The sequence below is a fragment of the Stenotrophomonas sp. INTA L402-1 genome, from assembly GCF_059295135.1.
Genome location: NZ_JCAFWP010000012.1, coordinates 24156 through 44581, shown reverse-complemented (window position 1 = coordinate 44581; position 20426 = coordinate 24156). Strand labels below are relative to the sequence as shown.

Below are 20426 nucleotides of genomic sequence, written 5' to 3'. Positions count from 1 at the left end.
ACCCACCAAAGCGAATCCGGAAGAGCATCCACGCATGGCGTGGATCTACTGTGTCGACCAAGGTCGACACCTACCAACAGCGGTCCATGCCGTTCCGACAGATCGCGGAAATTGTCAGGGGTGGGGCGGTGTCGGAGTGCGGGGTGTCAGCCGCATGGGCCCGAGGCATGCCTCGGGCGGGTTGGGCAGGACGCCCAACCCCGGTCTTGCCGTGTGCGCAGGACAGCGCACACGAGCAAGCGGCGACCGAGCTTACATGGGTGAGGGGGACTTGCGGCGTCCCCGCACTCCGACACCGCCCCGCCATCTCGCGGATAGCTCGCTATTGATGTTGATGTTGATGTTGCTGCTGCCGTTGCTTCGGCGGGTGCCGGGCGCAGCCCGGCCCCACCTCAGAACCCCAGCGGGGTGTCGCCCAGCACCGGTTGCAGCTGGCTGCGGAACAGCGCCTGGATGCGTTCCAGCGCCGCCTCGTCATTGCCTTCGAAACGCAGCACCAGCACCGGCGTGGTGTTGGAGGCGCGCACCAGGCCCCAGCCATCGGGGAAGTCCACGCGCAGGCCATCGATGGTCGACAACCGACCGCCCACATACGGGTTGTCCGGCGACTGCGCCGCCGCCACCAGCATCGCCACCAGCGCATGCGGCGTGCCTTCGGCCACCGGTACCTTCAGCTCCGGCGTGGCCACCATCTCCGGCAGCTCTGCCAGTACCTCGTCCGGAGTCTCCTCGCGCTGGGCCAGGATCTCCAGCAGGCGCGCGGCCGCATACAGGCCGTCATCGAAACCGAACCAGCGCTCCTTGAAGAAGAAGTGGCCGCTCATCTCGCCAGCCAGCTCGGCATCGGTCTCGCGCATCTTCGCCTTCATCAGCGAATGCCCGGTCTTCCACATCAGCGGGCTGCCACCATTGCGCAGCACGTGGTCGGACAGCTTGCCGGTGCACTTCACGTCGTAGATCACCATCGCGCCCGGATTGCGCATCAGCACGTCGGCGGCGAACAGCATCAGCAGGCGGTCGGCATAGATGATCTTTCCTTCGCCGGTGACCACGCCCAGGCGGTCACCGTCGCCATCGAAGGCGACGCCGAGATCGGCACCGAAGCGCTTTACTGTCTGCACCAGGTCTTCCAGGTTCGCCGGCTCGCTGGGGTCGGGGTGATGGTTGGGGAAGCTGCCGTCGACATCGCAGTACAGCGGGATGACTTCCGCACCGATCGCTTCCAGCAGCTGCGGCGCGAGCGCGCCGGCCACGCCGTTGCCGGCATCGGCCACGACCTTCAATGGGCGGTCCAGCTGCACATCATCGGCAATGCGCTGGATGTAGTCGGCGCTGACATCGCGCTGCTGGTAATCGCCCGGCTCGGCGGCCTGTACCAGGCGGCCTTCGACGATGCGCTGGTACAGATCGGTGATGGCATCACCGGACAACGTCTCGCCGCCGATGACCACCTTGAAACCGTTGTACTCGGGCGGGTTATGGCTGCCGGTGACCGCCACGCAGGTGCCGGTACGCAGATGGAAGGCGGCGTAGTACACGACCGGGGTCGGTGCCAGGCCGATGTCGATCACCGCGCAACCGGCGCGCCTCAGGCCCTCGGCCAACCCTGCGGCCAGTTCCGGGCCGGACAGGCGGCCGTCGCGGCCGATCACCACCTCGCGCAGGCCCTGCTCAAGGGCCACGGTGCCGATGGCCTGGCCGATCAGCGTCGCCGTTTTCGGCGTCAGTTCACTGCCAACCACGCCGCGGATGTCGTAGGCGCGGAAGATACCGGCCGCCAGTTCCTCGGCCGGAACCGGTGGCGGGGGCGGCGGTGCACTTTCAGTTGTGCTGGCCTCGGCCACCGGCGGCGGCGCCATCTGCAGGCTCTCGCTCAGGGTCGGGCCATGATCGGCTTCCGCCACGGTCGCCCGGCGCGGCAGCGGCAGCGACTTCGGCAGGCGGCCGCGCCCCACCACCAGCAGCACGGCGATGAACGCCAGCAGCAGCGCAACGATGGCGCTGGCCAGCGAACCCAGGCCCAGCGGACCAGGTTCGACATTGGGTACCGCGGCCACCAGCCGCAACGGCGTCCCCGGAATCGGCCGGGCCAATGCTTCGGCGCTTTCGGCCAGGCCGGCATCGCCCTGGGCGACGAGGTCATGCGCGCCCTGGCGCAGGCCAAGGAAACCGGCCGATGGCGCACTCACCTGGTCCAGCGGCGAGGTCAGTCGCAGCAATGGCTGGCGCACGTAGAGCACCGCCGGGCCGAGACTGCCCAGTTGAACCGGCGCTGCCAGGCCCAGGCGATTGCCACCGCCATCGCGGACCACGCGCAGGCTGGGCTTGCCTTCGGCCAATGCCGCTTCCAGCAGCGCCAATCGGGCATAGCCAAAGGCGGCCGGGGCGGCGTAGGCGTTGGCCAGATCGGCGGTCAGTACCTCGGCGTGCTCGACGCCGGTCCAGCTCTCGCGGACCGCGAGTGCCGCCGCAGCGGCATCACCGGCCTGCAGCGCCTGCTGCACGCGCTCGTTCTTCAGCTGCTGCTGCAGCTGCTTCAGCTGGCCGGCAGCGGCCTCCTGCAAGCCCTGCACGGCCTGGTCACGTGCAGCTTCCAGCGCCTGGCCGTTGGCCTCCTGGCGCCATTGCTGCACTGCGCTCCATCCGAACCAGCCGGCCAGCAGGATCAGCAGCACCCCCAGTAGTGGCGCACTGCGTCCCAACGACCGTCCCCGCTGTCCTTCCCCGATGCCGCTCATCGATGTCCCCTGTCAACGCACCCCGGTATGGCCGAATCCACCCGTTCCCCGCACGCTGTCGGTGAAAGTATCCACCACCTGCAGGCTGACGCGGGCAATCGGCACGATCACCAGCTGCGCGATGCGATCGCCTGGCTCGATGGTGAAGGCCTCGCGGCCACGGTTCCAGACGCTGATCAGCAGCGGTCCCTGGTAATCGGCGTCGATCAGGCCGGTGCCATTGCCGAGCACGATGCCGTGGCGGTGGCCCAGCCCCGAGCGCGGCAGGATCACCGCGCACAGGTTCGGATCGGCAATGTGGATGGCCAGGCCGCTGGGCACCAGCGCGGTGTCGCCCGGCTGCAGGGTCAGCGCGGTATCCAGCGCCGCGCGCAGGTCCATGCCGGCGCTGGCCTCGGTGGCGTAGGCCGGCAGCGGCCAGCTGTCGCCGAAGCGCGGATCGAGCAGCTTGACCTGCAGCGGTTGGGAAGTGGATGCCTGGGTCATGCCTGGAGTCTCCGCGCGATCAGCGCCAGCAGTTGTTCGGCCAGCTCGCGCTTGGAGGTGGCCGGGAATACCTGTTCACCGTCCTGCCAGAAGGCAGTGGCCGCATTGTTGTCGCTCTCGAAACCGCCGCCGCTGATGCCGACCTGATTGGCGATCACCAGGTCCAGGCGCTTGTCGACCAGCTTGCCACGCGCGTATTTCTCCACGTCGTGGGTTTCGGCGGCAAAGCCGACCACCAGCTTCAGCGACTGCGTCTGCGCAGCCACCTCGGCAAGGATGTCCGGCGTGCGCACCAGCTCGATCACCAGCGACTGGCTGTCGGCGGTCTTCTTCAGCTTCTGCGGCGCGACCTGGCGCGGCGTGTAGTCGGACACTGCAGCGGCACCGATATAGATGTCGGCCGGCAGCGACTTCAGCACGGCATCGCGCATCTGCGCAGCCGAGCGCACGTCCACACGCTGCACGCCGGGCGGCGTCGGCAGCTGTACCGGGCCGCTGACCAGCACCACCTGAGCACCCATCGCGGCGGCGGCCGCGGCCAGGGCAAAGCCCATCTTGCCGCTGCTGCGGTTGCCGACATAGCGCACCGGATCAATGTCTTCATAGGTCGGGCCGGCGCTGATCAGCAGGCGCAGGCCCTGCAGCGCGCGGGTTTCCGGCGCGGCAACCGCAGCGGCGGCACCGCCGTTGGCGGCCAGCGCGGCCACGATGTCGGCCGGTTCGGCCAGCCGGCCGGGACCGGATTCACCTTCGGCCAGCGGGCCGTCAACCGGGCCGATCACCTGCGCGCCGCGCTGGCGCAGCAGGGCGATGTTGGCCTGGGTGGCCGGGTGCAGCCACATGCGATGGTTCATCGCCGGGCAGATCGTCAACGGCGCGGTACTGGCCAGGCACAGCGTGCTGACCAGGTCATCCGCATGGCCCTGGGCCAGCCGGGCCAGCAGATCGGCGGTTCCCGGGGCAACCACGATGCGGTCGGCCCAGCGCGCCAGCTCGATGTGGCCCATGGCCTGTTCGGCGGCGCTGTCCCACAGCGTGGTGCGGGTGGGCTGCCCGGACAGGGCCTGGAAGCTGAGCGGAGTGACGAACTGCTGGGCACCGGCGGTCATCGCCACCTGCACCTGGGCACCGGCGTCGCGCAGGCGCCGCACCAGTTCCAGGGCCTTGTAGGCCGCGATCCCGCCTCCGACGCACAACAGCAGTTTCTGACCTTCCAGCGCGCGGGCCGGCGCGGGGGAAGCGTTGGGGGAGTCAGCCACCTGGAATTCCTGTGCAAACGAGGGCGCTAGCTTACCCGATGGTCGGTAATGTCCCGGTGCAGGGTGCACATAGCGGACAGCTATCAGCAGATGGAGCACGTTGCGCTTGACCCGGGGTTTGCCGGGCATCGGTTTCGGACCTTTCCTATACCTCTGCGGGTCTGCGCTTTTGCAGAATCAGGCATTGGCTGCCGTCTGCCGTGGCCTGTTCGACCTTCGAGGAGCCTCGTGCATCCACGCATCATCATTGCCGACGACCATCCTGTGGTCCTGCATGGCATCCGTATCGTGCTGCAGACCCACCTGATGGACATCGTCGGCAGTGCACGTGACGGCGCCCAGCTGCTGGAGCTGGTGGACCACCACGACTGCGATGCGGTGCTGACCGACCTGTCGATGCCGGGTGACGGCCCGGACGGTCCAGAGCTGATCGACGCGCTGCGCGTGCGTCACCCCGGGCTGCCGGTGGTGGTGCTCACCGGCGCCCGCCATCCCGGGCTGCTGGACGGACTGCTGCGCGAGGGCATCAGTGGGCTGGTCGACAAATGCGCCGATTTCGCCGAACTGCCGCAGGCACTGAACGCCGCACTGGCCGGGCAGGTCTTCGTCTCCCAGCAGCTGCGCCACCACCTGCAGGCGCGCGACCTGCTGTTTCCACGCGAACCGTCGCCGCTGTCGGCGCGGGAACAGGAAGTGCTGGATCTGCTGGCGACCGGGCTCAGCGTGAATGCCGTCGCCGAACGCTGCGGGCGCAGCCCGAAGACCATCAGCCGGCAGAAGGCCGAAGCCAAGCGCAAGCTGGGCCTGCAGAACAACCAGGAACTGTTCGACTATCTGCAGACCCGGCGCGGGTGAGGCATCCTCCGACCCGGTGCTGCGGTATGCACCGATGGGAGCCGCCACGCAGGCTGGCGATGATGCAGGCATGCCCATCCATGACTGGCCCGAACAGGAACGCCCCCGTGAGAAGCTGATCGCGCGCGGGCCCACGGCACTTTCCGACGCCGAACTGCTGGCCCTGTTTCTCGGCTCCGGGTTCGGTGGCCGCGATGCCGTGCAGACCGCGCGCGACCTGCTGCAGGCGCACGGCCCGTTGCGGGTGCTGCTGGACCGCCCCGCGCGTGAACTGGCCCGCCTGCCCGGGCTCGGCCCGGCGCGCAGCTGTACGCTGGCTGCCGGGCTGGAACTGGCCCACCGCTACCTGGCTGCCGAGCTGGAACACGGCGAAGCGGTCGGCAACAACCCGGCCGCGGTCGGCCGCTATCTGCAGCACCGCCTGCGGGGGCAGGCCCGGGAGATCTTCATGGCCCTGTTCCTGGACAACCGGCACCGCCTGATCGCCTGCGAGGAACTGTTCCACGGCACCATCAACGCCGCACCGGTCTACCCCCGCGAAGTGGTGCGGCGCGCCCTGCTGCACAACGCGGCGGCGGTGATCCTCAGCCACAACCACCCTTCCGGCGACCCGGAACCCTCCAGCGCCGATACCCGCATCACCGACGAACTGCAGCAGGCACTGGCGATGGTGGACGTGCGCCTGCTGGACCACTTCGTGGTCGGTGAGGGCCGCCCCGTTTCGTTTGCTGAACGAGGCCTGCTGTCGCCGCCCCAGCCCCGCCTGTTCGGCTGAGCGCCCGCCCTCCGGGCGCCATCGGTCGCCCCCACAGGCAGGTTTCGGTCAGCGTGGCCGCTGGTATCTGCGCTAAAATGGGCGATTCCGCCGCTCATTCTCACAGCAGGCCTCGTGAAAAATCTCCTCCGCGCCCTGATCAGCCAAGGCATCGAAGCCTTGCGCGCCAATGGCACCCTGCCCGCCGACTCCCTGCCGCCGGACTTCGTGGTCGAGCGCCCGAAGACCCGTGACCACGGCGACTTCGCCACCAATGCCGCGATGCTGCTGGCCAAGGCCGCGCGCAGCAATCCGCGCGCACTGGCACAGGCGCTGGTCGAGGCACTGCCGCGCAGCGAGGACGTCAGCAAGGTCGAGATCGCCGGCCCCGGCTTCATCAATTTCCACCTGGCGCCGGCCGCGTACCAGCGTGAAGCCGCGTCGGTCATCAAGGAAGCCCACGACTACGGCCGCAACCTGTCCGGCAATGGCCGCACGGTGGGCGTGGAGTACGTGTCGGCCAACCCGACCGGCCCGCTGCATGTCGGCCATGGCCGCGCGGCGGCGATCGGCGACTGCGTGGCGCGCGTGCTCGACGCCAACGGCTGGAACGCCAAGCGTGAGTTCTACTACAACGACGCCGGCGTGCAGATCGAGAACCTGGCGCTGTCCACCCAGGCGCGGATCAAGGGCATCGCGCCGGACCAGGATGGCTGGCCGGAAGGTGGCTACCGCGGTGAATACATCGCCGACGTCGCCCGCGCCTACATGGCCGGCGCCAGCGTCGATCTGGAAGGCAGCACCGTGGTCGGTGCCAAGGACCCGGACGACATGCAGGCGATCCGCCGCTTCGCTGTGGCCTACCTGCGCAACGAGCAGAATCTGGACCTGGCCGCGTTCGGCGTCGACTTCGACATCTATTTCCTGGAAAGCTCGCTGTACGCCGACGGCAAAGTCGCCGAAGCGGTCGCCAAGCTGCAGGCCTCGGGTCATACCTATGAAGAAGGTGGCGCGCTGTGGCTGCGCAGCACCGACTTCGGTGACGACAAGGACCGCGTGATGCGCAAGTCCGACGGCACCTTCACCTACTTCGTGCCGGACGTGGCCTACCACCTGTCCAAGTGGCAGCGCGGCTACGAGCGCGCGATCACCGAGCTCGGCGCCGATCACCATGGTTCGCTGGCACGCGTGCGCGCCGGCCTGCAGGCGATGGAAGTGGGCATCCCGCAGGGCTGGCCGGAGTACGTGCTGCACCAGATGGTCACCGTCATGCGTGGCGGCGAGGAAGTGAAGCTGTCCAAGCGTGCCGGCAGCTACTTCACCCTGCGCGACCTGATCGAGGAAGCCGGCCGCGATGCCACCCGCTGGTTCCTGATCGCGCGCAAGCCCGATTCGCAGCTGACCTTCGACATCGACCTGGCCCGCCAGCAGAGCAACGACAACCCGGTGTTTTACGTGCAGTACGCGCACGCCCGCGTCTGCAGCCTGCTGCGCCAGGCACAGGAGAAGGGCCTGGTGTACGAACAGGGCAATGGCCTGGCCAACCTCGGCCGCCTGGCCGACGACGCCTCGCTGCTGCTGATGAACGAGATCTCGCGGTACCCGGAAGTGGTGGAGGCGGCCGGCGTGGCGCTGGAACCGCATCTGGTGGCGCAGTACCTGCGTGAATTGGCGCACGCGTTCCACACGTGGTATCACGGGACGCCGGTGCTGGTGGAAGACGCTGCGGATCGCAACGCCAAGCTGACCCTGGCCTGCGCCGCGCGCCAGGTGCTGGCCAACGGCCTCGAACTCCTGGGCGTCAGCGCCCCGGAAAAAATGTAAGCATCAGGAGACGCAGTACACATGGCAGCACGACGCGGCAAAAACCAGGCACGACGCAACAGCAGCAGCCAGGGCACACCCGGATGGGTGTGGCTGGTCGCTGGCGTGGCGATTGCGGCCGTGGTGTTCCTGGCGGCGCCGAACCTGTTCAAGGGCGAAGGCGATGGCTTCCTGCGCGCCGGTCCGCAGCCGAACCCGAACGCACAGCCAGCCCCGGTCGCTGATGCCGACAGCGATGTCGGCACCCAGCCGGCCGCACAGCCGGCCACGCCGAAGCCGGCCGAAGCGGAAAAGCCGGCCGCTACCCAGTACGACTTCTACACCCTGCTGCCGGGCAAGGAAGTCGAGATGTCCGACGCCGAGCTGGCTGCCAGCGCGCGTGCTGAAGACCAGCGCCGGGCCAAGGCCGAAGCGCAGCGCGCGCAGGCCGCTTTGGAAGGCAAGCCGGTTCCGCCGGCCACGGCCACTGCACCGGCACCGACGGCAACCGCCAGCGTGGCCAGCACTGCACCGGTCACCGCCACCAGCCGTCCGTTGCCGGCGCCGCTGAGTGAGCGTCCGGCGGCGGCAACGCCGGCGGCCAGCACGCCGACGGCGTCGACCAGCACCGCCGCCGCCACTCCGGCAGCGCGTGCGGAAACCGCGCCGACCGCGGCCACTACCCCCGCCGCTGCGGCGCCGGCTGCCGCCGACAATGCCCGCTACATCCTGCAGGCGGGTGCGTTCGGTGCCTCCGGCGATGCCGAAGCGACCAAGGCCAAGCTGGCGATGATGGGCCTGGCGGCACGCGTCGAATCGGCGCAGATCAACGGCAAGACCGTGTACCGCGTGCGCATGGGGCCGTATGGCAGTGCAGGTGAACTGTCTGAAGCCAAGCAGAAGCTGGATGGCACCGGCCTGCAGGCGATGGCGATCAAGGCACAGTGAGTCTGCCGAAGTGAATGAAAAAGCCGGGCACAGCCCGGCTTTTTTTTGTCTGTGTAGAGTCGAGCCTATGCTCGGCTTCTGTTGAAAGCGGTCGAGCATGGCTCGACTCTACAAAGGGCGAAGAGCAGTCGAGCAAGCTCGACTCTACAGACGGCGGTCAGCCTTCGCGGGCGACCTGGAAACCGGCGAAGGACTGGCTGACCGGCATCAGTTCCAGGCGATTGATGTTCAGGTGCGGCGGCAGGCTGGCCACCCAGAAGATCTGTTCGGCGATGTCTTCGGCGGTCATCGGGTTGGCGCCGGTGTAGAGCTTGTCCGACGCCGCCTGGTCGCCATGGGTACGCACCACGGTGAACTCGGTTTCGGCCATGCCCGGCTCGATCGTGGTCACGCGCACGCCGGTGCCGTGCAGGTCCGAACGCAGGCCGAGCGAGAACTGGCTGACGAAAGCCTTGGTGCCACCGTAGGCATTGCCGCCCGGGTACGGGTAGACGCCGGCCACCGACGAAATGTTGATGATTGCGCCCTTGCGCTCCACCAGCTGCGGCAGCAGGCGGTGGGTCAGCGTCACCAGCGCGGTGATGTTGGTGTCGATCATCGTGGTCCAGTCCGACAGCTTGGCGCTCTGTGCCGGCGCGGTGCCCTGCGCCAGGCCGGCGTTGTTGACCAGCAGATCGATCTCGCCGAAGGCCGGCGGCAGTGCCAGCAGCGCCGCTTCCATCGCCACCGGATCGCGGATGTCGAAGGCGGCGGCATGCACCACGTCCTTGCCGTAGCGCTCGACCAGCGGCTGCAGGCGTTCAGCGCGGCGGCCGGTGGCGATCACCTTCCAGCCCGCCTGGGCGAAGCGGTGGACGGCGGCGGCGCCGAAGCCGGACGTGGCGCCGGTAATCAGGACAGTGCGGGTCATCAGGCAACTCCAGGGGGAAAACCAGACCCCCATTCTGGCACCGTCGGCCGGGGGTTGCGTTGCCTGATCGGCCAGATCCGGCCCCACCTGTCGGGGTGACCGGTACAATTGGGGCCATGATCAACAACGATGTCCTGCGCAGCGTGCGCTACTCCCTGGACCTGGGCGACCACCACGTGGTGACCCTGTGCCAGATGGCCGACCCGGCCTTCGCCGTAGATCCGGAACAGGTGAAGGCCTGGCTGCGCCGCGAGGACGAAGCCGGTTTCGAGGCGATGAGCGACAGCGCGCTGGCGCACTTCCTCGACGGCCTGATCGTGCACCTGCGCGGTCGCGATGAGAGCCAGCCTCAGCGTGCGGTGGAAACCCGCATCGACAACAACCTGGTGCTGAAGAAGCTGCGCGTCGCCTTCCAGCTGCGCGACGTCGATCTGATGGAGATCTTCGCCAGCGCCGGCTTCAACGTCTCCAAGTCGGAAGTGGGCGCCTTGTTCCGCCAGCCCGGGCACACCAACTACCGGCGCTGCCTGGACCAGATGCTGCGCAATTTCCTCAAGGGCCTGAGCCTGCGCCTGCGCGGCTGAGCACGGCCTCGACGAACGCCCGCGCCGCCGGTGTCGGCAGTCGCTGCCAGACCAGGTGCACGCGGCGGGTCGGGGTCGGCTGCAGCGGAATCTGTACCACCCCCTGGAACCCGTCGGCGATCAACGCTGGCACGATGCCAACCGCCAGCCCATGGCGGACGAAGCGCTCGATCAGTTCCATCAGATTGACCTCGAAGCGCACCGTGTGCGGCAGGCCAGCGGCAGCGAAGGCATCGTCGGTCTGCCGCCGCGCACCGGTGCCGCGCGGAAAGTCGACCAGCGCCTCGTCCTGCAGTTCGGTCAATGGCAGCCGCTTGCGCCGGGCCAAGCGGTGCGATGGCGCCAGCACCGCCACCAGGTCTTCTTCCTGCAGCATCTGGTGGCAGACCCCGTCCAGCCCCGCCGACGGCGCCAACCCGACCAGTGCCACGTCCAGCTCTCGCGACTGCACCTGCGCGATCAGGTCCTCGCTCTTGTCGACCCGCAGCTGGAACTCCACCTGCGGGTGCGCCTGCTGGAAGGCCGCCAGCATCGCCACCACATCGATGTCGGTCAGCGAGGAGATCTGCCCGATCGCCAGCAGGCCACGCACCTCGCCAGTGACGGCGGCCACGTCGGCGCGCAGGTGGCGCAGGCTGGCCAGCACCTGGCGTGCATGCACCAGCAGCGCCTCGCCGGCGGCGGTGGCCCGCACCTGGCGCGGCAGGCGCTCGAACAGCGTTGTGCCCAGTTCCTGCTCAAGATGGGCGATCTGGTGACTGAGCGCGGACTGCACCACGTGGCAGCGCTCGGCGGCGCGGGTGAAGTTGCCCTCCTCGGCCAGGGCGACGGCGAACTCGAGCTGCTTGAGATTCACGCAACCATCTCATTTCCAGATGACAGGGATGATGATGATTCATTTCCGTCATGACTGCAGCAGGCGGACACTGTGCTCCCCCGCTTCCTGGAATACCGCGTGAGTCCGTCCCTCCCCCCTCTGCACCGCTGGCAGGTGCTGCTGATGTCGGTGGCTACCGGCGTGGCCGTGGCCAGCAACTACTATGCGCAGCCACTGCTGCACACCATCGCCGATGCCTTCGGCGTGCCGTTCGGCCAGGTCGGCATGGTGGTCACTGCCGCACAGCTGAGCTATGCCGCTGGACTGATCCTGCTGGTGCCGCTGGGAGACCTGTTCGAACGCCGCCGCCTGATCGTGGTGATGAGCCTGCTGTCGGCAGGCGGGCTGGTGATCAGTGCCTGTGCACCGTCGCTGACCTGGTTGCTGGTCGGCACCGCGATCACCGGCCTGTTCTCGGTGGTGGCGCAGGTACTGGTGCCGTTTGCGGCCACGCTGGCCGCGCCGGAACATCGTGGCCGCGTGGTCGGCACATTGATGAGTGGCCTGCTGCTGGGCATCCTGCTGGCGCGCACCGTGGCCGGCCTGCTTTCCAGCCTGGGCGACTGGCGCCTGGTGTATGCGATCGCCGCCGGCACCCTGGTGCTGACCGCGCTGGCGCTGCAGCGCGGCCTGCCGCGATTCCACCACAGCGCCGGCCTCGGCTATTTCGCATTGCTGCGCTCGATCGGCGTGCTGTTCGTGCAGGAGCCGGTGCTGCGCCAGCGCACCCTGCTGGGCGCCTGCAGCTTCGCCATGTTCGCGATCTTCTGGACGCCGCTGGCGTTCCTGCTGGCACAACCGCCCTACGCCTACAGCGATGCCACCATCGGCCTGTTCGGGCTGGTCGGCGCCGCCGGTACGCTGGCGGCCGGCCTGGCCGGGCGCATGTCCGATCGTGGCCTGACCGGGCATGCCACTGCCATCGCACTGATGCTGTTGCTGCTCTCGTGGCTGCCGTTGGGGCTGTCGGCACACTCGCTGCTGGCGCTGCTGGTCGGCGTGGTGGTGCTGGACCTGGCCGCGCAGCTGCTGCACGTGAGTAACCAGAACCTGATCTATGCACTGCAACCGGCAGCGCGCAACCGCCTCAATGCCGGCTACATGACCGGCTACTTCATCGGCGGTTCGCTGGGTTCGCTGCTGTCGGCGCAGGTCTACCAGCGCTTCGGCTGGACCGGCGTCTGCGTGGCCGGTGCTGCGGTGGCCATGCTGGCCCTGCTGCTGTGGCTGCCCGGCGCGCTGCGCGCGCGCCAGGCTTCGGTGACTGACTAGAAGCTGCCCTGCAGCGCCAGCTCCCAGCGTCCGCCGGCATTGCCCGGAAACAGCCGCTTCGCTGCGTTGTCGGTGTCATGCACGGTGGCGCGCAGTTCCCATGCCGGGGTCAGCGAGGCGATGGCACTGAGCTGGCCATGCAGGTAATCAGGCCCCTGTGCGGTGGCCAGCCAATACTGGCCCACCGCCGCTTCGAGGCGGAACCGCTCGTGCAACGGCACCCGCACACCCAGCTGGGCGTAGGTGCCGCGATGGCCGCCCGCCAGCGCGTCGTTGGAATGCGCCAGCTGCAGCCAAGCGCGCTGCTTCCAGGTCACGGTGGTATTGAGCTCGGTCCAGTCCAGCGCGCGGCCGGTGCCCGGGTACACGTAGCGGGTCAGGTTGGCATCCAGTGCCCAGTCCGGTGCCAGTGCACCACTCCAACCGGCCACCAGGTCGAACTCGCTGCGCGCGCCATTGTCCGGTTTGAACGAAACGTTGGAGCCCCACACGCTGGCATACCAGCCCGATGCGACCGAGATCTTCGCGCCCGCCTGCACCGCCGGGTCGCCATCGCTCTGCGAGCTGCCGCGCCACACGTAATCGCTGGTCAATGCGGCACTGCCACTCACCTGCGCCTGGGCGGTGCCGATGCCGAGCAGCCCTGCCAGGGCGGCCACCACTGCCGCCATCATCCCCTTGCTGTTCACTGCACTGTGTTCCTCGTCGAAGGCGGTCACGCCGCCGGGACCGCAGTGTCGAGGCGGTGGCCGTAACGGATCGAGGGTGCTGCCGGGCCCGTGGCGCAAATTCGGCGTAAATCCCGCGGACCGGGGCCACATGCCAGCAGCGCGGTATCATGGCGCCCTGTTTCCAGGAACCAACCGCGTGGACGCCATCCTGACTCCGGTATCGATCGGCGAGCTGATCGACAAGATCACCATTCTCGAGATCAAGGCCGAGCGCATCGACGATGCCGCCAAGCTGAGCAACGTGCGCACCGAGCTGGACGGCCTGCTGCCGTTGCTGCAGCTGCAGCTGCAGGCTCAGCCGGCGCTGGCCGTGCTGAAGCAGCAGCTGAAGGCGATCAACGAGCGCATGTGGGACATCCAGGACCAACTGCGCGACAAGGAAGCGGCCCAGGTGTTCGACGATGCCTTCATCCAGTTGGCGCGTGGTGTCTATGGCACCAATGGCGAGCGCGTGCAGGTGAAGAACGAGATCAACCGCGTGGCCGGTTCGGCCCTGGTGGAAGAAAAGCAGTACCAGGGCGAGTAACGCCACCTCAATCAGCGTCGATCAGATGGCGGAAGCGGAACAGCTCGCCATCGTTGCGGATGCCCAGCTTGCGGTACGCCGCTCGCTTCTGCGTGCTGATGGTGCTGGCTGCACGCCCACTGCGGCGTGCCATCTCGCCGGTGCTGCAACCACGCAGCACCCACTGCAGGACGGTGCGCTCGCGGGTACTCAACCGTGGTGAACGCATGGACTGCTGGCGCTGCCGACGGGACTGGTTCAACTGTGCACGCAGATCCGGCGGCACGAAGCGCCCGCCACGGGCAACCACGCTCACTGCCCGCAGCAGCATCTGCGGCGCGCAGGCCTTGGACAGGAATCCGCGCGCACCGGCCTGCAAGGCCAAGGACACGACACCCGCGTTGCAGTGTGCGGTCAGCACCAGGATCGGCACTGCCGGCCAGTGGCGTGATAGGTGCCGCAGCAGTTCCAGGCCTTCGCCGCTGTCACCGATCGGCAAGGCGTCGACCAGCAGCAGATCGATCGCGGCCGCCTGCTGCTGCAGGCGCTGCAGCAGATCACCGCTGCGACCGTAGCTTCCATCGACCTGCAGGTCCGCCTGCCGGGCCAGGACTTCCTGCACGCCATGCCGCAACAGCGGGTGCGGATCCAGCAGCAACAGGCGGCAGGGAGAATCGCGGGGCGACGGAAACGTGGGCATGGTTGCATTCCTGCAGAACAGGCCACTCACCCTAGGGCGCAGCCGACGCCTGCGGAATCCAATTCGTTGCAATGCCGCCCTTCCGCCGCGACACGGTCAGGTAGCGTTTGCCCAGCCGGAAACGCAACAGGCCCGGCATGGGCCGGGCCTGTCGAGGCATCTTCGGCGCGCAGGCGCGCCGAGGAAGCAATTACCAGCTGAAGCGCGGGCCGACGGTGTATTCCTTGTCGCCGTCGCGGTTCATCTTCAGCTCGCCGTTCAGGCCCCAGTTCTGGTTCAGCTTGACCTGACCACCCAGGCGACCGTACCACTGGCCTTCCGGATTGATGCCGTGCTTCTTCGAGAAATCTTCGTAGCCGACCATGCCGTAGACTTCGGCGTGGGCACCGAAGGCGGTACGGATACCGGCTTCAGCGCTGTAACCGTTGAAGTCCAGGCCGTGCTTCTGGTCGCGCTTCTGGTAGGCAACGCGGGCAACGAAGTCGGTGGTCGGAGCGATTTCAACGTTGTAGCCGGCGCCGATCTTCCACTGGTCCAGCTTGATGTTGGTGTGGTCGATTTCCTGGCGGCTGTACTCACCGAAAGCGTGGAAGTTCGGCAGGAAGCCGTACGAACCCTTCACGCCCCAGCCGTCGGCCTTGAACGCGTCGATGTCGGTCTTGGCGTAGTCGGCTTCGGCGTAGTTGTACGACAGGTTCTCAGCAGCCGAGGCGGTGAACGGCAGGGCAGCGGCCAGGGCCAGAGCAATCAGCGAATTCTTCATGGGGGTACACCTTTACTTTCTTATGGTGTGCAGCAGCGCCAGGGCGCCATCGCATCGGGAATGTAAATTCTCCGTTATTCGCCACAACGCTCCCTGAAAACAGCGGTCTTCGCATTGCTGAATTTTTTGCCTTGATTCAGGCTGTCTCTGGCATACGCGCGAGGCGCGCGTGCATTTGTGATTCGTCGTCGATTGCAACAGGAGGTTGCCTTGTACGTTTCCGATCCGCCGCTGGTGCCTGTTCGCGCCGCGCTCCTGGCATGCGCTGCCCTGTTTCCGATCCACGCTGCGCACGCACTGCAGGCCGCTGACTACCAGCGCGCCGAACGCGTGCATGACAGTCACCTTCGCGGTGCGCTGCGCAATGCTTCGGTGCTGCCCCACTGGCTGGCCGATGGGCGCTTCTGGTACGAACGCGAAACCACGCAGGGCCGGCGCCAAGCGGTACTGGTCGATCCAGTCCAGGCCACACGCCAGATCCTGTTCGAACCCGATGCGCTGGACGCTGCGGTTGCACCTCTCGGCGCCAGCGGACCACGCCTGCGCTTGAACAACGTGCAGGTACTGGATGGAGGCCTGCGCCTGCAGTTCAACGGCGAGGCGGCGATCAGCTGTCAATGACCACGCCTGCAGTGCGTGCCTTCGCAGGATGCAGTGCCAGCGGCCGATGCACTGCCATCGCCCGGCGGTGATGCCTGGCTGCAGGTACGCGATCACAACCTGTGGCTGCACTCGCCCGGAATGGCAGCACGAGCGCTGACCAGCGGCGGTGAACCCAATCATGGCTATGGCGTGCTGCCGGACTTCACCCTGCGCGGCATTCCACGCCGCCAGGGCCGGATGCCGACGCGGCCGTTCGCGGTCGGCTGGTCACCGGATGGCCGCTACGTGGCCGGCATCCGCTACGACGAACGCGCGCTGCAGGACTACCCCTATCTGGAAAGCAGCCCCGCCAACAGCGCGCGGCCGCGCGTGCATACGGTGAAGCTGGGGCTGCTGGGTGACACCCGGCAGGTGCGCGACAGCCTGTATGTGGTCGACATCCGCAATGGCCAGCAGCATGACATCGCCTTGCCGGAAGGCTGGAACACCCTCAGCGAAGCCGGCGTACTCGGCTGGGACGGCGACCGGTTGTATGCCGTGATCGCGCACTTCGGCGCATCGCGCAGGCTGCGCCTGCTGGAGATCGATGCCAACAGCGGCGCGTTGCGCACGGTTCTGGAAGAGGCCAGCGACACCCGCCTGCAGCTCAACGTGTATTCCTACAACCGGCCAGCGGTGGCCATCCTGCCCGGCCAGGACACGGCGGTGTGGTTCTCGCAGCGCGATGGCTGGGGCCATCTGTACCGGGTCCGCCTGTCCGACGGCAAGGTGCTGCGCCAGCTCACCCGCGGCCAATGGGCGGTGCGCGACCTGCTGGGCGTGGACGCTGCGGGTGGCTGGGCGTACTTCAGCGCCGGCGGCGTCGACGGTGGCGACCCCTACGTACGCGGCCTGTACCGTGTATCGCTGCAGGGTGGACCGGTCCAGCGCCTGGCCGCCGATGGCAACGACCATCTGGCCGATGCCGGCACCGGCGCGTTGTTCGGCGGGCGCGCCCCCCAGGCGCTGTCGCCTGGCGGTGGCTATCTGGTGGATACCGTTTCCCGTCTCGACCAGCCACCACGCACCGTGCTGCGGGCCAGCGATGACGGCCGTGAAGTGATGGTGCTGGGAACAGCCGATGACAGCGCGATCATTGCTGCCGGCTGGCGCCCCCCACGGCGCGAACGGCTGCTGGCCGCCGATGGGCGAACGCCGATCTTCGCCACCGTCTACCTGCCCCGCGACTATCGCGATGACGGCCGCTTTCCGGTGATCGACGCGATGTACGGTGGCTCCTTCGTCAGCAATGCGCCGGTGACCTACGCCGAGGCGGTGTCCGCCTTGAATCCGGTGTCACGCGCCAGCCTGGCCGAACTGGGCTTCGTGGTGGTCAGCATCGACGCGCGCGGCACCGGTGGCCGCGACAAGGCGTTCCATGACAGCAGCTTTCTGCACGGGGCAGATGTGCAACTGGATGACCATGTGGCTGCGCTGCGCCAGCTGGGCGAACGCTACCGGGGCATCGACCTGCAGCGGGTCGGCATCTACGGGCATTCGTTCGGTGGTTACAGTGCAGCGCGCGCCCTGCTGCGCTATCCGGCGTTCTACAAGGTGGGCGTGGCCTCGGCCGGCAGCCACAATTTCCAGGGCATGTACGGCGGTGCATTGCACGGCATGGACCGGCTGTTCGGTGGCGTGCTGCCGCCAACACCCCTGGCCGATGGCGTTCCGGCGCCGTTTGCCGGGCTCGACAATGCAGCGTTGGCTGGCAACCTGCGCGGGCATCTGCTGCTGGTGTATGGCGAACTGGACGAGAACGCGCCGCCGGCGCTGACCCTGCAGCTGGCCGCCGCCCTGAACAAGGCCCAGCGCAGCTACGACCTGCTGTACTTGGCCCGGCAGGACCACGAACTGTTCCGCAACGACGCCACCTACACGCACCGCATGTGGGACTACTTCGTGCGCCACCTGGCCGGCCAGCAGCCACCGGAGACGGTGCTGGCGCCGCTGCCCGGTGGGCCGGGCTGAACAGGCGCACACAGGATGTCGATCCACGGCGCCCTGGTTCGTCGGGTCCTTGAAGGCCGTGCATGCGGCACGGTCCATCCGGAGGCAGGCAATGAGCTACATCGATGGTTTCGTACTGGCGGTGCCCACCGCCAACAAGGAGAAGTTCCTCGCCCATGCACGCACAGGGGATCCCGTTTTCATCGAATACGGCGCGCTGCGCGTGGTCGAGTGCTGGGGTGACGACGTACCGCACGGCAAGACCACCGACTTCTTCGGCGCGGTGAAAGCCACGGCAGACGAGACGGTGGTCTTCTCGTGGATCGAATGGCCGGACAAGCCGACCCGCGACGCCGGCATGAAGAAGATGATGGAAGACCCGCGGTTTGATCCGGCGAAGAATCCGATGCCGTTCGACGGCGCGCGGATGATCTACGGCGGCTTCGTGCCGATCTACGAGCTGACGCGCTGAACCGGGCGGACGTGCTCAGCGCGCGTCCGTCTCATCGCTGGCGGAGGCATGGCCGGCGCCCAGTGCGGCGCCGGCGCCGAGGCCCATGCCGCCCATGCCGGCCCCCATTCCGCCACCGCCGCCACCGCCACCACCCGCGCGACCGCCCTTGGCATCGCCATCGTTGCGGCCCTTGCCGCCACCACTGGCAGCGGGCCGGGTCGGCCCCTGCGGCGGTATCTGCAGGTCGGTCGGAATCGGCGCCAGATCCAGCGCTTCGCGCACGAAGTCGCGCAGCGAGACCACCAGTTCGTGGGTGTGCACCGGCCGCCCCTGTGCCAGTTCGTTGGCCGCGCGCGCGGCCAGCCGCACCTGTTCGTCGGTGCCCAGCAACAGGATGTCCGACAACGCGGCCTCGACGGCATCGCGGATGCGGCGCGCGCGATCCGAGCGGGGTTCGGCGATGCCTTCGACATCTTCGCGCTGGCGCAGGTCGCGGCGATGGCTGGGATCCACGCCCAGTTCGCCAGTGAACGACCCGCCCAGGGTCTTGTAGGCCGCCATCAGCGTGCGCAGCCGTTCGTTGATCTGCCGGTTCTCGCGCTCGCGGCGCTGTTGCAGGGTCTGCATCACCAGCAGGCGGATGCCCACGCCCAGCAGGGTGATCAGGACCAGGCCGGCCAATGTGGACAGCACGCCCTGCCAGGAACTGAAGTCGATACCACGCATGCCCGGGGCTCCTGCAGGAAGAACCTGCATCTTGCCCCAGACCGTGCCCCAGAAACGCGAAAGGCCCCACCACCCGTTGGGTGGCAGGGCCTTCGGTCACGGCGCGATTACTTGCGCTTGGCGACCTTGCGCACGGCCTTCTTGGCCGGAGCCTTCTTGGCGGCGACCTTCTTCAGCGGCGCAGCCTTCTTGGCGACCGTCTTGCGGGTGGCGGCAACCTTCTTGCCCACCGCCTTCTTGGCAACGGCGGTCTTCTTGCCGACAACCTTCTTGCCGACAACCTTCTTGGCAGCAGCGGTCTTCTTGCCGACGGCCTTCTTGGCGACAGCAGCCTTCTTGCCGACAACCTTCTTGGCGGCCGCGGTCTTCCTGGTGGCGACCTTCTTGGTAGCGGCAACCTTCTTGCCGACAACCTTCTTCGCAGCCACGGCCTTCTTGCCAGCGACCTTCTTGGCGGCGACGGTCTTCTTGGCCACGGCCTTCTTGGCGGTGGCGACCTTCTTGCCGACAACCTTCTTGGCGGCCGCGGTCTTCTTGGCAACGGTCTTCTTCGCGACGGCGGCCTTCTTGGTGGCAGCCTTCTTCACGGTAGCGACCTTCTTGCCAGCAGCCTTGGTGGCAGCCTTGGTGGTCTTCTTGGCAGCGGCGGCCTTCTTGGTCACAGCCTTGCCTGCAGCCGCCTTCTTCTTGGCCACTTCCTTCTTCAGGGCAGCGGCTTCGGCCTTGGCGTTCTTCTTGGCGGCTTCCAGCTTCTTCTTGGCGTTGGCAACAGTCTTGCCGACCGACTTGGCAGCCTTCTCGGCCTTCTTGGCAACGGTCTTCTCGACCTTGGCCACGGCCTTCTTGGCCTTGGCAACGCGGTTGCCGGCAGCCTTGGTGGCGCGCTTGACGGTCTTCTTGACCGACTTCACTGCGTCTTCGGCAGCGTGGGCGATGGTCTCGCCAACGTTGGTGGCGGTTTCTTTGACGTTCTCGACGGCGTCGGTCACGACCGACACACCATTACCGTTGCTCATGTTGCCCTCCTGCGGGCCTTAAGTATCAAAACGGGGCGATGCTATACCGACATTGACGATCGTGGAACGGGCCGTGCACCCGCAATCGCATCTGCTGCGACGGTAATGGTGTAGCCCAGCACCCTCTCGAGCACAGTGGGTTGACAGGAAACCCCTTTTTTTCAGTGCTGCGCCGCATGGTGCGGGTAGCGGCAGGTGCTGCCTGCGCGCACCTGCCCGAGTGCTGCGAAAGGCATGCGATATGGCGCATCGCGGCACCAGGATGCGCAGAACTGCGCAAGTATCGGCCTGTATCCACACGCGCTTCGGCAGACGTCGGCACGCTGCGAAGCACGCCCGACGTTGTCGCTACCGCCCCACAGATGACGATGCCGACCCGCGTTCCGGGCGCCCGGTTTTCATGGCGCATTTATCCAGTTCGCGACACACTCATTCAGCTTGTTTTACCGTAGA

Annotated in this window: 18 protein-coding genes and 1 pseudogene; 9 read left to right on the top strand and 10 right to left on the bottom strand. The window is 67.4% G+C overall.

Annotated features, from left to right (window positions below; genetic code table 11):
• Positions 1 to 392: 392 nt before the first annotated feature.
• Genes AC5O77_RS09130 through coaBC form a run of 3 tightly spaced genes read right to left on the bottom strand, consistent with a single transcriptional unit; the run spans position 393 to position 4483 of the window.
• Positions 393 to 2738 (bottom strand): phosphomannomutase/phosphoglucomutase, encoded by a 2346-nt coding sequence (locus AC5O77_RS09130; RefSeq protein WP_478058371.1) that lies wholly within the window; start codon positions 2736 to 2738, stop codon positions 393 to 395.
• Positions 2739 to 2750: 12 nt separating this feature from the next.
• On the bottom strand, positions 2751 to 3224 hold the full coding sequence (dut, locus tag AC5O77_RS09125) for a dUTP diphosphatase (protein WP_180838585.1): 474 nt from the start codon (positions 3222 to 3224) through the stop codon (positions 2751 to 2753).
• Positions 3221 to 4483 (bottom strand): bifunctional phosphopantothenoylcysteine decarboxylase/phosphopantothenate--cysteine ligase CoaBC, encoded by a 1263-nt coding sequence (coaBC, locus tag AC5O77_RS09120; protein WP_346485864.1) that lies wholly within the window; start codon positions 4481 to 4483, stop codon positions 3221 to 3223. Before coaBC ends, dut begins: the two co-directional genes overlap by 4 nt.
• 228 nt (positions 4484 to 4711) lie before the next feature.
• Between coaBC and AC5O77_RS09115 the strand changes: the two genes are divergently transcribed.
• From AC5O77_RS09115 to AC5O77_RS09100, 4 genes are all read left to right on the top strand, one after another.
• Positions 4712 to 5338, top strand: coding sequence for a response regulator (locus AC5O77_RS09115; protein ID WP_032130328.1), 627 nt, complete (start codon positions 4712 to 4714; stop codon positions 5336 to 5338).
• A gap of 70 nt (positions 5339 to 5408) precedes the next feature.
• Positions 5409 to 6113 carry a RadC family protein gene (radC, locus tag AC5O77_RS09110; RefSeq protein ID WP_049421495.1) on the top strand — a complete coding sequence of 235 codons (705 nt, stop codon included), beginning with the start codon at positions 5409 to 5411 and terminating at the stop codon, positions 6111 to 6113.
• A 114-nt stretch (positions 6114 to 6227) separates the two neighbouring features.
• Entirely contained in the window at positions 6228 to 7916 is a 1689-nt protein-coding gene (gene argS, locus AC5O77_RS09105) for an arginine--tRNA ligase (RefSeq protein ID WP_012478915.1), read from the top strand.
• A gap of 21 nt (positions 7917 to 7937) precedes the next feature.
• Entirely contained in the window at positions 7938 to 8843 is a 906-nt protein-coding gene (locus tag AC5O77_RS09100) for an SPOR domain-containing protein (RefSeq protein ID WP_478058370.1), read from the top strand.
• A 157-nt stretch (positions 8844 to 9000) separates the two neighbouring features.
• Here AC5O77_RS09100 and AC5O77_RS09095 read toward each other — a convergent pair whose 3' ends face one another.
• Positions 9001 to 9753 carry an SDR family NAD(P)-dependent oxidoreductase gene (locus AC5O77_RS09095; protein ID WP_032130330.1) on the bottom strand — a complete coding sequence of 251 codons (753 nt, stop codon included), beginning with the start codon at positions 9751 to 9753 and terminating at the stop codon, positions 9001 to 9003.
• 116 nt (positions 9754 to 9869) lie between these two features.
• On the opposite strand from AC5O77_RS09095, the gene AC5O77_RS09090 reads away from it, so the two are divergent.
• The gene (locus AC5O77_RS09090; RefSeq protein WP_005411992.1) at positions 9870 to 10337 is read left to right on the top strand and encodes a YehS family protein; all 468 of its coding nucleotides are present in this window, start codon (positions 9870 to 9872) and stop codon (positions 10335 to 10337) included.
• Here the strand turns inward: AC5O77_RS09090 and AC5O77_RS09085 are convergent.
• Entirely contained in the window at positions 10306 to 11193 is an 888-nt protein-coding gene (locus AC5O77_RS09085) for a LysR family transcriptional regulator (protein WP_049398095.1), read from the bottom strand. The two genes, AC5O77_RS09090 and AC5O77_RS09085, sit on opposite strands and share 32 nt — an antisense overlap.
• A gap of 144 nt (positions 11194 to 11337) precedes the next feature.
• Here AC5O77_RS09085 and AC5O77_RS09080 point away from each other — a divergent pair, with 144 nt between their 5' ends.
• Positions 11338 to 12486 carry an MFS transporter gene (locus AC5O77_RS09080; RefSeq protein ID WP_494506731.1) on the top strand — a complete coding sequence of 383 codons (1149 nt, stop codon included), beginning with the start codon at positions 11338 to 11340 and terminating at the stop codon, positions 12484 to 12486.
• Here AC5O77_RS09080 and AC5O77_RS09075 read toward each other — a convergent pair.
• Positions 12483 to 13175: a TorF family putative porin gene (locus AC5O77_RS09075; RefSeq protein WP_494506730.1), complete on the bottom strand. Its 693-nt coding sequence runs from the start codon at positions 13173 to 13175 to the stop codon at positions 12483 to 12485. The two genes, AC5O77_RS09080 and AC5O77_RS09075, sit on opposite strands and share 4 nt — an antisense overlap.
• A gap of 178 nt (positions 13176 to 13353) precedes the next feature.
• Between AC5O77_RS09075 and AC5O77_RS09070 the strand changes: the two genes are divergently transcribed.
• On the top strand, positions 13354 to 13743 hold the full coding sequence (locus AC5O77_RS09070; protein ID WP_032130333.1) for a DUF6165 family protein: 390 nt from the start codon (positions 13354 to 13356) through the stop codon (positions 13741 to 13743).
• 7 nt (positions 13744 to 13750) lie between these two features.
• Here the strand turns inward: AC5O77_RS09070 and AC5O77_RS09065 are convergent, their stop codons facing one another.
• The gene (locus AC5O77_RS09065) at positions 13751 to 14422 is read right to left on the bottom strand and encodes a response regulator (protein WP_494506687.1); all 672 of its coding nucleotides are present in this window, start codon (positions 14420 to 14422) and stop codon (positions 13751 to 13753) included.
• Positions 14423 to 14612: 190 nt separating this feature from the next.
• A complete protein-coding gene (locus AC5O77_RS09060; RefSeq protein WP_032130335.1) occupies positions 14613 to 15185 on the bottom strand; it encodes an OmpO family porin in 573 nt (190 codons plus the stop codon).
• A 210-nt stretch (positions 15186 to 15395) separates the two neighbouring features.
• On the opposite strand from AC5O77_RS09060, the pseudogene AC5O77_RS09055 reads away from it, so the two are divergent.
• Positions 15396 to 17798 (top strand): annotated as a pseudogene (locus AC5O77_RS09055) (S9 family peptidase).
• Positions 17799 to 17889: 91 nt separating this feature from the next.
• Positions 17890 to 18249, top strand: a complete 360-nt coding sequence (locus AC5O77_RS09050) for a DUF1428 domain-containing protein (RefSeq protein WP_182267092.1) — start codon at positions 17890 to 17892, stop codon at positions 18247 to 18249.
• 15 nt (positions 18250 to 18264) lie between these two features.
• Here the strand turns inward: AC5O77_RS09050 and AC5O77_RS09045 are convergent, their stop codons facing one another.
• The gene (locus AC5O77_RS09045) at positions 18265 to 18957 is read right to left on the bottom strand and encodes a hypothetical protein (RefSeq protein ID WP_478058369.1); all 693 of its coding nucleotides are present in this window, start codon (positions 18955 to 18957) and stop codon (positions 18265 to 18267) included.
• Positions 18958 to 19064: 107 nt separating this feature from the next.
• On the bottom strand, positions 19065 to 19973 hold the full coding sequence (locus AC5O77_RS09040; protein ID WP_494506686.1) for a histone: 909 nt from the start codon (positions 19971 to 19973) through the stop codon (positions 19065 to 19067).
• Positions 19974 to 20426 lie beyond the last annotated feature (453 nt).